Raw genomic sequence first — 14,896 nt, forward strand, 5'->3', positions numbered from 1 at the left:
ACAAGGCTACCTAAACAGTAGCCTTGTTTGTATTTGCGTTAAGGCTGTTTTAACTCAAACTCGGTATCAACCGTGCTAGGTTTAGCTTCTGCTGCGGTGCGCGCTAGTACGTCACAACGTTCGTTTTCAGGGTGTCCAGCATGACCTTTAACCCAATGCCATTCAACTTTGTGGGCTTGCGTCGCAAGATCTAACCGTTGCCATAAATCCTGATTTTTAACGGGTTGTTTCTGGCTGGTTTTCCAATTGTTGCGTTTCCAACCGGCCAGCCATTGGGTAATACCTAAACGTACATATTGGCTGTCGGTTGTTAAGTCAACATCGCAGCCATCTTTTAAGCTTTCTAAACCGATGATAGCCGCCAATAGCTCCATGCGGTTATTCGTGGTTAAACGAAAGCCACCACTTAATTCTTTAAGGTGCTGCTTATACTTCAGTACCACACCATAACCGCCCGGTCCTGGGTTGCCCAAACAAGAGCCGTCGGTGTAGATCTCAACAGTTTTACGCATAAAGCCTTTCCTCAAAGCAAAACGGCGTATAATCTAACCCAAGTATGCGAAAAAACGAAACTTACTCTGGTTAAAAAATATGGCTAAAAGACAAATTATTCTCGACACTGAAACGACTGGTATAAATCCAAAAGACGGCCATCGTATCATTGAAATTGGTTGCGTTGAGATGATCAACCGCCGTTTTACTGGCAACAACTTTCATGTCTACATTAACCCTGAGCGCGTTATTGATGTTGAGGCCGTAGCGGTACACGGTATCACTAATGAGCGATTAAAAGATGAACCCAAGTTTCGAGCTATTGCAAAAAGTTTTTATGATTATATTCAAGGTGCTGAATTAGTCATCCATAATGCCGCGTTTGACGTTGGTTTTATTAATAACGAGTTTTCGCTATTACATCCGCAACTGCCACCGGTAGAGCAATATTGCACCATTCTTGATACTTTATTGCTAGCGCGAGAAATGCACCCAGGGCAAAAAAATAACCTCGATGCACTTTGTCGCCGTTATGATATCAATAATAGCCACCGGACACTGCACGGCGCCTTATTAGATGCGGAAATACTAGCCGACGTATATCTTTTAATGACCGGCGGTCAGGTTAGCCTAAACTTAGCAAATGAGCAGGATAGCGCTAATACCGGTGATAACCCTATAGCAATAAAGCGCAGCGGGGGGCTTAGGGTAATACGTGCAAGTGAGCCAGAGTTAGTTGCTCATTATGCGCGGCTTGATTTAGTACAGAAAAAAGGGGGCAGTTGCTTGTGGCGAGATTAATAATACTGTGCTGTTTATTACTGAGTCCGTTATTAGTAGCGCAAACTAGCGAACGTGCCGATTTACTGCAGGAAAAAAATAAACAACCGTCGGAATTAGACCAACCTCTGAGTAATGGTTTTGAGTTGCTGCGCGATTTACCCACGAAAAATCAGATCCCGATGTTTGAAAATCGCTTTCGCATTGACGAAAACGTCGAAGAAATTACTTTATTGTTATTTCGTCGGCGCGGCTCGGCATCTACGGTATTAGTGCGTCCTGATGGCAGTAAAATTCATTTTCAAACCGCAGAAGCGCAAAAAGTGCGTTGGCATGATGCCAGCAGTTATGATCTTATTGAAATAAAGAACCCAACCCCAGGGCCTTGGCAAGCCGTTGGTAAGCTGTTGCCAGAAAGTAGAATTATGGTATTAACTGACATTAAACTTAATGTCGATCCCTTACCCAGTAATTTAATGGTAGGTGAAACCATAAAAATTACCGCTAGGCTAACCAATGCTAATCAACCAATAAACGTTAAAGATTTTCGTGATGTATTAGCGTTAGAAATGATTTTTGTCAGCACTAATAATGCTGATTATGACAACTTTGGTCGTGGTGTGGTGCAGGTTGCGCAATTTAGAGATGATGGCAAGGGCTACGACGAACGAGCCAGAGATGGTGTGTTTACCGGTGAGTTTCAACTACGCTTTATTGCTGGTGAATGGACACCTAAATATATCGTACGTACACCACTGTATACTCGTGAAGTAGAGCAAACTCCGGTCATATTGAAAGCGGCACCAATAACCGCCGATATTACTGCTGCAGTGGCAGCGGATGAAACGACGCCAGAACAACAAGTAAAGCCGCATCAAATTGTGTTTCGTGTAACAGACGACAGTGTAAATAAAGCGACGGTGCTGCTACAAGGGCGAATACGTTACCCTAACGGCGATGTAGAGGAGTTTGCGTTAAATGAACCTAACGTAACACCTAGAACGTTAGAACTGCGTAACCGCGGTCACGGTAGCTATATTTTGGACGTATCGGCGTTTGGCACTATGCAAGATGGCCGTGAGTTTGCTATCACCTTGCCGGAAATTAGTTTTGTGGTAAACCGCCCGGTATTTGAAGCGCCTGCATTGGATGATTTACCGCAAAAAATTAAAGATGAAATCGCGGCCGAGCAAGCCGGACCGGAAGCCGAGTTTCCTTGGGGCTTGGTCATTATCGTTAATTTATTAACCTTAGTTGGTGGCAGTTTTGCTATTTGGTTTGTGATGTCAGATAAAAAAATAGCCGATTTACTCTTTTGGCGTAAAAAGCCGGTTGACGTTGCGATTAGCAGTGCGACAAACAAAGCTGAAGACAGCAACGTAACGAAAAATAGTAATAATGTGCAAAAAAACAACGATATGGATGACATTCTAGATCTAACCCTACCGGATGACTAAGGATTAGGCAAAAGCGGCAAAAAAGGAGTTGACGACCTATCGGCTAATCCGTATCATTCCCGCCGCAATGCAGGATACCCAAATGAAATTCTGCAGTGTAATTGGTGCGGAGTGGTAGTTCAGTCGGTTAGAATACCGGCCTGTCACGCCGGGGGTCGCGGGTTCGAGTCCCGTCCACTCCGCCAAATTTGTAATGTGTAATATGTAAAGTGTACAGCGGAGTGGTAGTTCAGTCGGTTAGAATACCGGCCTGTCACGCCGGGGGTCGCGGGTTCGAGTCCCGTCCACTCCGCCATTACTTTACAGCTTTGTTTGATCGCGGAGTGGTAGTTCAGTCGGTTAGAATACCGGCCTGTCACGCCGGGGGTCGCGGGTTCGAGTCCCGTCCACTCCGCCAAATCAACAAGTGTCTTGAGCATATGCTCACTCCAGCGCGGAGCGGTAGTTCAGTCGGTTAGAATACCGGCCTGTCACGCCGGGGGTCGCGGGTTCGAGTCCCGTCCGCTCCGCCATTTCACTTTATTTTACTCACTTTTCTAATATTAAAAACTATTTAATCAGCTAGATAGCTTAGCTGTCTGTCACTCGCGTAGCGTTGCAGAGTTTCGCTAATATAGGCTTTATATGGCGAGTGGTCTGATACTACATAGTGGCCATTAATAGTCTCTAATAATTGACGTTTATAATGTTTAGTCGATGCTAAATTATGTTGCTGTAAATAATAATTAAAGGGTGCCTCGTAGGTAATTAGCGCACTGCTGCGCCCTTTTAAGAACATTTCTACAGCGCTAATGCTATCGGGCAAGTCAATAAAGTTATACCCCTGATTCTGCAATATTTGTCGTTGACCGTGGTAATCAAAGCTACGAATTGCCGCTATCGTTGGCTGTGGCTCACGCATAACAGATACAGCCTGTGTCAGTAAAACTAAGTTCATTCTTGCGTAGGGTGGTTCGATAAAGCTTACGTTTTCCGGTAACGCTAACGTATATTTAATATTGATGGTTAAATCTATTTCACCAGTTTCTAGCATTTTATAAAGCCGCGCAGGAGTAGCGCACACAGTAGTAACTTGTATATTTTTGTTTTGTAAAATATCTCGGGTTAAGTCAACTGCACTACCGTTGCAAATAGCGGCTGAAGCGCTAATAAAATAAGGCGGGAAATGATGAACACCCATACGAATTTCATTATCTGCCGCAATAGTAGTAAAGCTTGCGAGTAATAGTAGTAATATCAGTGTTATGCGCATAGCTATTTATCATACTGTGAGATATTAAGCATAGTAGCTTACCGTTGCCAATTGACAACGGTTCTGCATAATTTTTGTCTAATATATGTTAAGCGGTACTATAACAGCCATGAAAAATATTCTGCGTCGGTCTTATTGCACCAGATTCTATGCGCAACCAGCTAAGTACTGAGTCAAATACCATATCGTGGCTGCCTGCTTGTGCCGCATTTTGTTGTAGGCAATCTGTTTTTAGCGCCGTGTTTTTAATTGTTTCAGCTGAAAACCACATTAGTAACGGTACCTTAGTTTGCGCTTCTGGTGCCATCCAGTAGGGTAAGCCGTGTAAGTAAACACCGTTCTCACCAAGCGATTCTCCGTGATCTGAAACATACAGCATAGATGTATCAAACTCAGTTGAAAGCTGTTTTAGTAGCTCAATAGTGGCGTTTAGTAAGTCATCGGTAGCTAAAATGGCATTGTCGTACGCATTAATAATATGCTCGGTTTGGCACTGATTTAGTAGGTTGCTTTCGCATTCAGGTGTAAATTGCTTTTGCGTTGCTGTACTGCGTTTATAGTATTCTGGGCCATGGTTGCCTTGCTGATGCAGAACAATAAATATCGGGGTAGCCGCTGATTTTTCCGCTAGTAACTTCTGTTTTAAGCCATTTAGCAACACCAAATCAGAGCATTCGCCAGCCGTACAGTTTGCATCACGGGCAAAGCTTTGATCTTGCTCTACCCGGTCACACATGCTTTTGCAGCCGGAATTGTTGTTACGCCACATTACCTTTACGCCGCTACGTTTTAGAATGTCGAGTAAGTTGTCTGAGTTTTTTGCCAATGCTTCGTTATAGTTTTCGCGGTTAAGATAACTAAACATACAAGGCACAGATACGGCGGTGGCTGTACCGCAGGAATCAATAGCGCCGAAATTGACAATGTTTTGTTTAGCAATACGTGGTGTAGTGCTGCGTGAGTAGCCGTTAATGCCTAGATGATCTGCCCGTACTGTTTCGCCTAACACCATAATAACTAGCTGTGGTTTACCGGTGCCGAGAATAACTTGCGCATCTTCGCCATGGTGTACGAAGCTTTGGCTGGTTGGTACTGCTGTTTTATCATGAAGAGTGCCAATAACCGCATTAAGGATATTAAAGGGTACGGCTTGATGCTTAAGGTAACGGTGCTCTCTAAATAATGAAGAAAAGCTTTGATACTGCGTTATTACTAAAACAGCAATCATTGCGACAATACTTAACATTGCCAGACTGTAGCGCAGCACTGTGCGTTTAGACCCGACTTTGTGGTGCTTAGTCCAGATAATGAGTAAAGAGGGGAGAACAAAATAACTGGTAAAATAAGGCAGCATTGCCCAATTAAATAAACCGTAGGCTTCATGGCTATCGGTTTCCAAGGCATTTAGTAACATGCTTTTATCCATTAACATGCCGTATTGCAGCATAAAATACTGGCAGCCAGTGGAAAGTAAGAGTAAGCCGATTAGCCAAGTTTTTTGTAATCGACCAACGCCAAATAATTGGCAAATGAATAGATTTAAGAAAAACAGCAGGCTTACCAATACTAATGTGAGCGAGCTATCACCTAGTGGCCAAATGCTGTGTATAAAACTTTGATTAAAAGCCAGAGTGAGTAACGCAGCAACAGCGATATTAGTTAATAACGACGATACTACTGGCCTCTTATATGGCCGAGCCGGGGTGGTGGTTACTGATAGCGTATCTGCTGACATGGGATCACTGCATATAAAATCTGTAATATATGTAGTGTAAAAGCGGTTTCTTAAGAGGGTCTTAACTCAGTAACTAACTACAGAGCGTAATAGGCAGACGCAGCATAATACTGACTTCGCTCTGGTGTGAAGTATCAAAGGCTATACTGCCACCATGCAACTCCACAATACGTTTTACAATAGATAGCCCAAGGCCTGAACCATCGATATGTTGATGGCTTTGGTGGCGGAAAAAACGATTGCCCATGTTCTGTAAATCAGGTGCTACTGAGCAGGGGTTTTTTACGGTAATAGCTAAAATGTTGGCTAGCGCTATGTTTGCTGATATTGCTACGCTGGCGTTGTGTTCAGAATATTTGCTCGCATTATCAAATAGATTACGCAGTGCCGATTGCAGCAGTATGGTGTCGCCGCTAATGACTAACTCGGGTTTAATATCAATATGCCAACTTACTTTTTCCAGTAACGGTAGCCGCATTTGTGATAACGCATCTTGCACTAATGTTATTAGTGGTGTGGTCGCGCGATGAATGTCTTGTATCCGTTCTAATCGGCTAAGTGTTAATAATTGGTGTACTAGATGAGTCATGCGTTTGCTACCATCGACAATAGCGCTAGCTGCTTCAGTGATCTGCTCAGGTGTTGCCGCGTTTTGCAAATTTTGTGCGTGTAGCTGCAAGATGCTTAGCGGCGTTCTTAGCTCGTGTGCGGCGTCAGCAACAAAATGTTTTTCCTGTTGTATGTAGTGTTTAACGCGTGCGATAAGTTGGTTGATAGCGTGTTGGATCGGTTGCAGTTCTACCGGCTGCTTTAATGTAATTTCAGTAAGCTTTTCGGCGTGCTTTTCGGCTACGCTTTGTTGTAAGCGATTTAACGGATAAAGTATAAGCTTAACCACAAGATAGATAAGAACGCTCAGCGGCAGAATCATCACCAATATTGGTCTAATTTGCGCCAATGCAATATGTTCGCTCATTTCTTGGCGCACATCTTCACGTTGAGCGGTAAATACCCATAAATCGGGTTGCTGTAACAAACTAAAGCTAATCCAATGAACGCCTTGCTCAACCAGTTCGTGGTAGCCTTGCTCCGTTTGCGGTTCGGGAAACTGCGATACGTTTTCTGATGCCATAATAAGCCGGTCAGCTTGCCATACTTGAAACGCAATTTTACGTTCATATTTATGGCCGGTTTGACGCCGCTCTTGCGCTGAGGTTAGGTTCTCACCGGTATCGGTAAATTCGGGTACGGTAATAATCAGTGGCGTGTCAGTTGAAAACTCAGGCATTGCAGTTAACATGGTGCTGACTAATCTTGCGTTGCGCGCTAGCTGAGCATCATAAATTTCATCCAGTTCATGCATAGCGTCGTTATAGGACACCAACGCGGTGAAGCTAAGACTACTAATCATAATTAGATTAATAACAATAATTAGCCAAACTTTAATACTATTAATCTGCATAATGACTATTAAGCATGTAACCTACACCTCGGATGGTTTTTATTAGTTGCGGGTCTAACTTTTTGCGCAAACTATGAATATGCACTTCTATAGCATTACTTTCAGTTTCACCATCCCAGCCATGGCATAGCTCTTCTAACTGCCTGCGAGATAATATTCGGTCTGGTTGCAGCATAAAATCTTTTAGTAACATACATTCGCGCCGGGTTAACATAACATGCTGGCCGCGGTGTAAACATTGTAAATTGCCAAGGTCTAAACTGACATCCGCGACAGTTAATAAATCATCTCGGCGCACCGCGTTACGGCGGCTTAATACTCTAATTCGTGCCTCTAGCTCTAACACATCAACCGGCTTTACTACGTAGTCATCAGCGCCATTGTTAAACGCGGCTAGTTTAGTTTCTACTTCGTCTTGCGCAGTTAGCACCAATACTGGCAAAGTATGTCCAGCTTTGCGCAGCGTTTTTAATACGTCTATTGCAAAGCCATCTGGCAAGCCTAAGTCTAAAATTAGCAACGAAAAGTTACTGTCTGCAAGGGCCAGCAATGCTTGTTTACCATTGACACAATGTTCCGGTTGATAACCCATATGCTTTAAACTGGTTATCATGCCCTTGGCTAAGGCTATATCATCTTCAACCAATAAAATTCGCATTAGTGTTATTTGCCTATTACCGCACTGGGTGTACTGCAAACTAGCTTAAAGCACAGCTTAGCGCAAAGCAAACACAGGATAAACGTAGTGATGTCGTGTGATAAAAAATGCGCGCCGCGTAACTGCTGAGCTATACCTAATATTAAGCCGAACACTAAGCCTACAGCTAAACCTAAATAGCGCCAACGCGGTAGTTGTTGTTGAAAAAAGAAAAATAACGCAACCCAAGCATAGCCTACACTGGCATGGCCAGCCGGAAAGCACTGCTGGTATGAAAGATAATTCGGGCGGTGCTGAAATAAGTGGATATAGGGTTCGGTGCCACCGAACAGTGCCAAATCCCACGGACAAGCAATATTGGTAATGGCTTTTAGATAAGCGACTAAAGCGAATGAGCCGATAAGCGACAAGCTTAGTGCGATATAACTACGTACGGTTTTTGTATTACTCGGCACGCGATTGATAAGGTGGTACAGCGTTAATAGCAGCACCACCGCACAAAATATATAGTTAAGTTTACGCGCACCTCTATGCAATACATTTTCGGTTAACCAGTGATGTTGCAATGCCCAGTGCTGCCCTTGCAAGATGTAAAGTTTGTTAGCTAACCAAATATCGCCACCGCCACTATCTAGTAGCAACAAGGCTAAAATATATAGCAACAAAATTAACAGTACCTTGCGGTCAGTGATAAAAGATCGAATTACCATAATGGTATAAACTCAGGCAGTTATTATGTGTGCACAGTATTAAAATAGTGTAAATCAGTAATCTTAAGATGGGCTTAAGTAAAAGTTTTTAGTATATTAAAAAAAACTATACTGAAGTATTTATTACTGTGACTAAAACAATATTAACGCGTGTGTTGGGCCCCTATTATCAGTTGTTTATCATGCTGTTACTGATGGTATTACTGTTAACTTTTAGTCGAGTTGGCTTGTTTATTTGGCAGTTTGACCGAGTTAGTGCAACCGGCGCAATATGGCCACTGTTGCTACAAGGTGTGCGAGCCGACCTTATTCTAGTGGGCTTGTGGTTAGTTATACCGGTGCTGTTAGCGCCAGTTTGGGGCAGAGCCGCAAGCTTTGTTAGCTGGCGTAGCTTTTGTCATATTTGGGCCTTGCTCGGTTTATTGACGGTAATTTTTATCGAAATATCTACGCCGCAATTTATTCTGCAATACGATATTCGCCCCAACCGCTTATATATTGAATATTTAAAATACCCTAAAGAAGTATTTAGCACCTTATGGCATGGTTTTAGAACTATGTTGTTGGCAGGCATTGCCGTTACTGCACTATTACTTTGGCTGGCAAATAAAGTATTACTTAACGCTAAACGTAGTGTCGCACCTTATAACAACAAAACCTTATGGCTTAGTTGGCCATTAGTGGTGTTTGTGGTGTTTGCCATGGTGCGTTCAAGTACCGAGCACCGACCTGCCAATCCAGCTTTATTTGCCGTTACCGGTGATGCACTGGTTAATTCGTTGGTGATCAGTTCGCCTTACTCAGTACTCTATGCCATATACAGCTTAAAGCATGAAGCTAGCGCTAGTGAAATATACGGCAAGCTAGAGCAAAAACAAATGCTAACGTTAGCGCTAGACTGGCCATGGCTAAAGCAAGCAGAGTTTGATCGTCAGCATCCTACCTCGCATTTTCGTCAGGCAAGTACAGCGGCAACGCGACCGCTAAATTTGGTGATTATTTTAGAGGAAAGTTTAGGTGCTACCTTTGTTAAGTCGTTAGGTGGTGTACCAGTAACGCCAGAGCTTGAACAGTTAAAATCGGAGGGGTGGTGGTTTGAAAACTTGTACGCTACCGGCACACGTTCGGTGCGTGGCATTGAGGCGGTAATTAGTGGCTTTATGCCAACCCCAGCGCAAAGTGTGGTGAAATTATCGTTAGCGCAGCAGAACTTTTATACCTTAGCCTCGACATTATCAGAGCAGGGCTACCAGACTAGCTTTGTTTATGGTGGCGAAGCTCATTTTGATAATATGCGTTCATTTTTTACCGGTAATGGCTTTGCTGAAGTTATTGACCAGCAAAAAATTGATAACCCAGTATTTGTTGGTAGTTGGGGCGCCAGTGATGAAGATTTATTTCGCGCCGCGCATCAACACTTTACAAAAATGCACCAGCAAGGCCAAGTATTTTTCAGTTTAGTGTTTAGCTCGTCAAATCATGAACCCTTTGAGTTTCCTGATGGCCGTATTAGCCTATACGAGCAACCCAAAGATACCGTTAATAACGCGGTTAAATATGCCGATTATGCGATGGGGAAGTTTATTGCACAGGCGAAACAATCCGCTTACTGGCAAGATACGGTGTTTTTGATTGTTGCAGACCATGATAATCGCGTGTACGGCAGTAATTTAGTGCCGGTAGAAAAGTTTCATATTCCAGGTTTAATTTTAGGTGCGGGTATTACGCCTAAACGTATAACGCCAGTTGCCAGCCAAATTGATTTGGCGCCAACATTACTTTCACTTTTGGGTATATCAGCAGAAACACCCCTAATTGGTCGTGACTTTAGCAAAGACGATACAAGCCCCGGGCGCGCATTGTTGCAGTTTGATCAGTACTTTGCGCTGATGGAAGAAAACAACTTAACCATACTGCGCCCAGAAAAAACGCCAATTGCAGCGAGTTATGACCCAATAACAAAGCGCTTAACGGCTACTGCTCAGCCGGTTAGTGACGCGCAGCATAACAAAACCTTAGCTCAAGTATTACTGCCGTCGTTTTTATACCGGCAGCAGCTATATCGCAGTGCTAAGCCACTTGTTAATAAAAAAGAAAGTATCGTTATTGCGGAAAATACCCCTACGGCTAACTAGCCTTAGGGGTAAGTTGTTACTTAGTTAACACCGCGCTTTAGTAGCTTTTCACCTAGCACTAGCATGCATGGCGTTAAAAACAGCGTTAATACAGTAGCAAAGGTTAAGCCTCCGGCAATAGCGCTGGATAGCTGTGTCCACCACTGGGTAGACGGTGCACCAAAGCCAAGGCTTGGCTCTAATAGGTTAACGTTTACTGCTAACACCATTGGCAGTAAACCTAGCACCGTGGTAATCGAAGTTAGTAATACTGGGCGTAAACGCAGGCAGCCGGTTTCAAGCGCGGCATTCACCGCAGATAAGCCGGTGCCACGCAGCTGGTTATAGGTATCAATAAGCACAATATTATTATTTACCACTATACCGGCTAGGCCAATAATGCCCATACCCACCATAACAATACCGAAGCTTTGGCCATTAATCAGTAAGCCCAGTAACACGCCGGCAGTAGAGAAAACAATGGCTGATAAAATTAATATTGTTTGATACCAGCTATTAAACTGCACTAATAAAATCATCAACATCATAAAAATAGCAGTGGCAAAAGCGCCAAGTAGAAACACCATAGATTCTTGCTGATCGGCACTTTCGCCAGCTGTTTTTATATGCACATTATCGGGCACCTTCATATCACTGGCTAGTAAGGCTTTTAAGCGCTCAGTAACTTGTGCACCCGGTGCTAAATCCGCTTTGATGGTTACGGCACGATTACCATCGATACGTTTAACCACACTGGTTTTTGGTGCTGGGACTAAGGTAACAAAATTACTTAGCGGTACTAAGCCACGCGGTGTTTGAATAGTTAAACGGCCAAGTTGATCGAGTGAGCGCCAGCTTTGGGGAAAACGTACCCGAATATCCACTTCGTCTCTGGCATATTCAGGGCGAAATTTTGCCAGCAATAAGCCGTTACTCACCATTTGTACTGCATTACCCACGCTTAACACATCGGCACCAAAACGGGCTGCAGCGGCGCGGTCAACCTCTAATCGCCATTCAATGCCGGGTAAGCTGCGGTCGTCTTCAATATCAACAAAGCCGCCTAATTGCGCCATCTTACTGGTGAGCTCACTAACAACCTGTTCGGTAGCCGCAGGGTCTAAGCTGCTAACTTGTAGCTCAATCGGTTTGCCTCCCGATGGCCCTTCTTGTTGCTGGCGAAACTCGAGTATTACGCCCGGAATGTCGGCGGTAAGAGTGCGCATTTCATTTAGGATCTGCGCCGCTTTTCGCCGTTCGTGCCAGTCAATAAACTGAAACTGTAATGTGCCAACCACGTCAGCGGCCAGTTCGCCGCCACTGCTACTGGCTAATGAGCGAGCGTAGAGTGCTTTTACTTCAGATAAACCCAGCAGACGCTGCTCTACTTTTTTTAGCAGGGCGTCTTTTTCATAAATAGACATATCACCGCGGGCGCGCACCCATACTTGGGCTGATTCTGGCTCTACTGAAGGGAAGAACTCTACGCCATAGTTATATTTACCATAGGCAACAAAAATTAATGCCATCGCTACCAGTAAACCGGTAAAGGTAAGCCCAGGACGGCGTAGCAAACGGCTTAATAAGCCGCGATACGCTTTACCTGCTCGACTCTGCTCTACTTGATGTTGTGGTGGTTGCGCCTTACTTAAGCCGCCCATCACTGGTAGAAAAATAAGAGCCATAAATAGCGAGGCAATTAAGCACAAAATAACGGTAGCTGGTAAGTACTTCATAAACTGACCGACGACACCCGGCCAGAATAACAACGGCATAAATACCACTACGGTGGTGGCGGTTGAGGCAATAATGGGCCAAGCCATACGGCTAGCTGCATTAGCCCACGCTTGTTTCGGTTTTTGCCCTTCAGCTAAATTACGGTCAGCCAGTTCACTTACGACAATAGCGCCGTCAACTAGCATGCCTGCAACTAAAATTAGCGCAAATAATACGATAATATTCATGGTGTAGCCCAGCGCAGCAATCATTAAAATACCGGCAAAGAACGCACCTGGAATAGTAATACCGACCAACACCGCTGAACGCACCCCCATGCTGGCGATAATTAAAATGAGTACCAGTACTACTGCAGTTAACACGTTGTTTAGTAAATCTGACAGCATGTTTTTTACTTCTTTAGACTGGTCCATAATGTAGTCAACTTGCATGCCGCTGGGAAACAGGCTGCTGGCTTGCTCAATGAGGGCTTTAGTTTGTTCGATAGTGGAAATAATATTGGCGCCACTGCGTTTTTTGACTTCTAACACCACGGCGGGCTGGCCATTAATGCGGGCAAAGCCCTGGGGGTCTTTAAAGCTGCGGCTAATGGTTGCAACATCGGCAAAGGTAATAACGGTATCGCCGTCTACTTTAATAGGCATTGACAGTACGTCATCTAAATTTTCAATAACGCCAGGCACTTTCATTGCCATTCGTCCAGCGCCGTTATCTAAGCTGCCGGCAGCCACTAAACGGTTATTATTTGATACCAAACGAAATAATTGCTGGTAATCAAGGCCGTAGCCTTCTAAGGCTTGCGGGTCGACGACAATTTCAAGTAAGTCTTCGCGGTCACCGCCAATGTCTACTTCTAATACTTCAGGTATGGCTTCAATATTTTCCTGCAATTGCCGAGCAATAAATACCAATTGTTGCTCAGAGATTGGCCCTGATAAGCCCACCGATAACACCGGAAATAAGCCGACGTTAATTTCGTTTACAGTTGGCTCTTCCGCCTCACTTGGCAGCTTTGCCCGTGCAGCATCTACCTTTACCCGCACATCGGCGAGCGCTTTATCGGCATTAAAGCCAGCATCAAATTCAAGCATAACCGAGGCGTGGCCTTCGCTTGACGTTGACGTCATTTTTTTTATGCCTTCTAACGAGCGTAATTCGTGCTCCATTGGCCGCACTAATAACCGCTCGCCATCTTCTGGGCTAATGCCATCTAATGACATGGAGACATACATCATGGGAATAGCGACGTCGGGGTTAGCTTCTTTAGGGATAGATTGATAGGCGCTAATACCAGCGATAAACAGAAAGATCAGGAGCATTATGCTGGCACGGCTGCGTTGAATGGCCGCTTGAATAATGCTGTTCATGGTTTGGCTCCAGCAACCCGCACCGTGCTGCCAGGCTGCACAAAACCGGCACCTTGGGTAATAATTTGTACCCGTTGTGGCAGGCCGCTAACCCAAGCACCATCGTTATCTGCACTTAGTAATGTCACTGAATAAAATTTTACCTGTTGCTGCTCATCAACCGCAGAAATACCTAACTGACCACTGGCATTTAAACTGAGTAACGCCGGAGATATTCGATGCGCTGCTATGTCGCCAAGCTGGACTTCTACTGTGACGCTAACACCAGCAATGCGCAGTAGCTCTGGGTTATTAACCGTTACTTCAATATAAAAGCTGCGGGTGGCGTTATCAGCGGCATAGCTAATAAAACTAAGGGTGCCATTCAATGTTCTACCGTCGAGCAAACGTAGGGTTACGTTTTGTCCTACTGACAGCGCGGCGATGTCTTGCTGCGCAATTTGTGCTGTTACTTTTAGCTGATCAATTTGCACTAGCTGCATTAATTCGCTGCCCACTTGCACCAAATCGCCTACTTCAATATGTCTGCGGTCAACAATGCCGTTAAAGGGGGCTTCGGGTGCGCGCTGACTAATGGCAAGTTCAGCAGTAATAAGCTCGGCTTGGGCTTTGGCTTGCTCGCTTTGCAGTCGAGTTAGTTCGGTTGCCGATAAAAATTTTGCTTTACCTAAGGCTTTCGCGCTGTCTAATTCGCTATTACGTAGGGTTAAGTTTGCTTTGGCTTGTGCTAGCAGCGCGCTGCGGCCTTCATTCGATAATTGCAGTAATTTGTCGCCTTGTTTTACGGCATCGCCTTGTTGTTTTAATACTGCCTCTACTGTGCCTGCTTGCTGCGATTTAATACTGACACTGCGCCAAGGTAATATTTGCCCCTGTGCTACCTGTGTTGCTTGATAAGGCTGAGCATCTGACCACCGCGTTTCAACCAGAGCTAACTGCTGTTGCGGCAGTTTCTGCGCTTCGGGCGCCTCATTTTTTGCGCCGTAGTTATCGCCGCTAAAGAGCCAAAGCAGCAGCACAAAGCTTAATATCACAGCAATAATAACCGGTGAAAGAGATAGCTTTTTTAACATCAGATAATCCTTGGCGGTGACACACGAATACGAGAATAAACAGTATGAAATATACTGGT

Annotated in this window: 11 protein-coding genes and 4 tRNA genes; 7 read left to right on the forward strand and 8 right to left on the reverse strand. The window is 44.5% G+C overall.

Features of this window, described 5'->3' with window-relative positions; translation table 11 throughout:
* Positions 1 to 38 precede the first annotated feature (38 nt).
* Entirely contained in the window at positions 39 to 512 is a 474-nt protein-coding gene (gene rnhA / locus E0Z06_RS04315) for a ribonuclease HI (protein ID WP_132582229.1), read from the reverse strand.
* A 79-nt stretch (positions 513 to 591) separates the two neighbouring features.
* Here rnhA and dnaQ point away from each other — a divergent pair, with 79 nt between their 5' ends.
* The 6 genes from dnaQ (at position 592) to E0Z06_RS04345 (ending at position 3,241) form a co-directional block, all read left to right on the forward strand.
* A complete protein-coding gene (gene dnaQ / locus E0Z06_RS04320) occupies positions 592 to 1,293 on the forward strand; it encodes a DNA polymerase III subunit epsilon (protein ID WP_132582231.1) in 702 nt (233 codons plus the stop codon).
* Complete coding sequence (locus tag E0Z06_RS04325; protein ID WP_132582233.1) at positions 1,281 to 2,729, forward strand: TIGR03503 family protein; 1,449 nt, start codon at positions 1,281 to 1,283, stop codon at positions 2,727 to 2,729. Before dnaQ ends, E0Z06_RS04325 begins: the two co-directional genes overlap by 13 nt.
* A 108-nt stretch (positions 2,730 to 2,837) precedes the next feature.
* A tRNA-Asp gene (locus tag E0Z06_RS04330) sits at positions 2,838 to 2,914 on the forward strand.
* 33 nt (positions 2,915 to 2,947) lie between these two features.
* Positions 2,948 to 3,024 (forward strand) — tRNA-Asp (locus E0Z06_RS04335).
* Between the two features lie 25 nt (positions 3,025 to 3,049).
* Positions 3,050 to 3,126, forward strand: a tRNA-Asp gene (locus tag E0Z06_RS04340).
* A 38-nt stretch (positions 3,127 to 3,164) separates the two neighbouring features.
* Positions 3,165 to 3,241: transfer RNA gene (locus E0Z06_RS04345), tRNA-Asp, on the forward strand.
* A gap of 41 nt (positions 3,242 to 3,282) precedes the next feature.
* Here the strand turns inward: E0Z06_RS04345 and E0Z06_RS04350 are convergent.
* From E0Z06_RS04350 to E0Z06_RS04370, 5 genes are all read right to left on the reverse strand, one after another.
* Positions 3,283 to 3,981: a transporter substrate-binding domain-containing protein gene (locus E0Z06_RS04350; RefSeq protein WP_132582235.1), complete on the reverse strand. Its 699-nt coding sequence runs from the start codon at positions 3,979 to 3,981 to the stop codon at positions 3,283 to 3,285.
* An 88-nt stretch (positions 3,982 to 4,069) separates the two neighbouring features.
* Positions 4,070 to 5,716: a phosphoethanolamine--lipid A transferase gene (locus E0Z06_RS04355; protein WP_132582237.1), complete on the reverse strand. Its 1,647-nt coding sequence runs from the start codon at positions 5,714 to 5,716 to the stop codon at positions 4,070 to 4,072.
* Positions 5,717 to 5,789: 73 nt separating this feature from the next.
* Positions 5,790 to 7,178 (reverse strand): ATP-binding protein, encoded by a 1,389-nt coding sequence (locus E0Z06_RS04360; RefSeq protein ID WP_132582239.1) that lies wholly within the window; start codon positions 7,176 to 7,178, stop codon positions 5,790 to 5,792.
* Positions 7,168 to 7,836 (reverse strand): response regulator transcription factor, encoded by a 669-nt coding sequence (locus E0Z06_RS04365; protein WP_132582241.1) that lies wholly within the window; start codon positions 7,834 to 7,836, stop codon positions 7,168 to 7,170. The genes E0Z06_RS04360 and E0Z06_RS04365 overlap by 11 nt, the downstream gene beginning before the upstream one ends.
* Positions 7,837 to 7,841: 5 nt before the next feature.
* Positions 7,842 to 8,546: a phosphatase PAP2 family protein gene (locus E0Z06_RS04370; protein ID WP_132582243.1), complete on the reverse strand. Its 705-nt coding sequence runs from the start codon at positions 8,544 to 8,546 to the stop codon at positions 7,842 to 7,844.
* Between the two features lie 128 nt (positions 8,547 to 8,674).
* Here E0Z06_RS04370 and E0Z06_RS04375 point away from each other — a divergent pair, with 128 nt between their 5' ends.
* A complete protein-coding gene (locus tag E0Z06_RS04375) occupies positions 8,675 to 10,681 on the forward strand; it encodes an LTA synthase family protein (RefSeq protein WP_243695560.1) in 2,007 nt (668 codons plus the stop codon).
* Between the two features lie 20 nt (positions 10,682 to 10,701).
* Here E0Z06_RS04375 and E0Z06_RS04380 read toward each other — a convergent pair whose 3' ends face one another.
* Positions 10,702 to 13,764, reverse strand: coding sequence for an efflux RND transporter permease subunit (locus E0Z06_RS04380; protein WP_132582245.1), 3,063 nt, complete (start codon positions 13,762 to 13,764; stop codon positions 10,702 to 10,704).
* The gene (locus E0Z06_RS04385) at positions 13,761 to 14,837 is read right to left on the reverse strand and encodes an efflux RND transporter periplasmic adaptor subunit (protein ID WP_132582247.1); all 1,077 of its coding nucleotides are present in this window, start codon (positions 14,835 to 14,837) and stop codon (positions 13,761 to 13,763) included. Before E0Z06_RS04385 ends, E0Z06_RS04380 begins: the two co-directional genes overlap by 4 nt.
* Between the last annotated feature and the right edge of the window lie 59 nt (positions 14,838 to 14,896).

The organism is Rheinheimera sp. D18, assembly GCF_004345025.1.
Lineage (GTDB): Bacteria > Pseudomonadota > Gammaproteobacteria > Enterobacterales > Alteromonadaceae > Alishewanella > Alishewanella metallidurans.

What these genes read in the sequence shown, in the direction of transcription:
- E0Z06_RS04370 (WP_132582243.1), bottom strand. Translation starts at nt 8,546, where the DNA reads ATGGTAATTCGATCTTTTATCACTGACCGCAAGGTACTGTTAATTTTG.
- E0Z06_RS04360 (WP_132582239.1), bottom strand. Translation starts at nt 7,178, where the DNA reads ATGCAGATTAATAGTATTAAAGTTTGGCTAATTATTGTTATTAATCTA.
- E0Z06_RS04365 (WP_132582241.1), bottom strand. Translation starts at nt 7,836, where the DNA reads ATGCGAATTTTATTGGTTGAAGATGATATAGCCTTAGCCAAGGGCATG.
- E0Z06_RS04355 (WP_132582237.1), bottom strand. Translation starts at nt 5,716, where the DNA reads ATGTCAGCAGATACGCTATCAGTAACCACCACCCCGGCTCGGCCATAT.
- E0Z06_RS04385 (WP_132582247.1), bottom strand. Translation starts at nt 14,837, where the DNA reads ATGTTAAAAAAGCTATCTCTTTCACCGGTTATTATTGCTGTGATATTA.
- E0Z06_RS04380 (WP_132582245.1), bottom strand. Translation starts at nt 13,764, where the DNA reads ATGAACAGCATTATTCAAGCGGCCATTCAACGCAGCCGTGCCAGCATA.
- E0Z06_RS04350 (WP_132582235.1), bottom strand. Translation starts at nt 3,981, where the DNA reads ATGCGCATAACACTGATATTACTACTATTACTCGCAAGCTTTACTACT.
- dnaQ (WP_132582231.1), top strand. Translation starts at nt 592, where the DNA reads ATGGCTAAAAGACAAATTATTCTCGACACTGAAACGACTGGTATAAAT.
- rnhA (WP_132582229.1), bottom strand. Translation starts at nt 512, where the DNA reads ATGCGTAAAACTGTTGAGATCTACACCGACGGCTCTTGTTTGGGCAAC.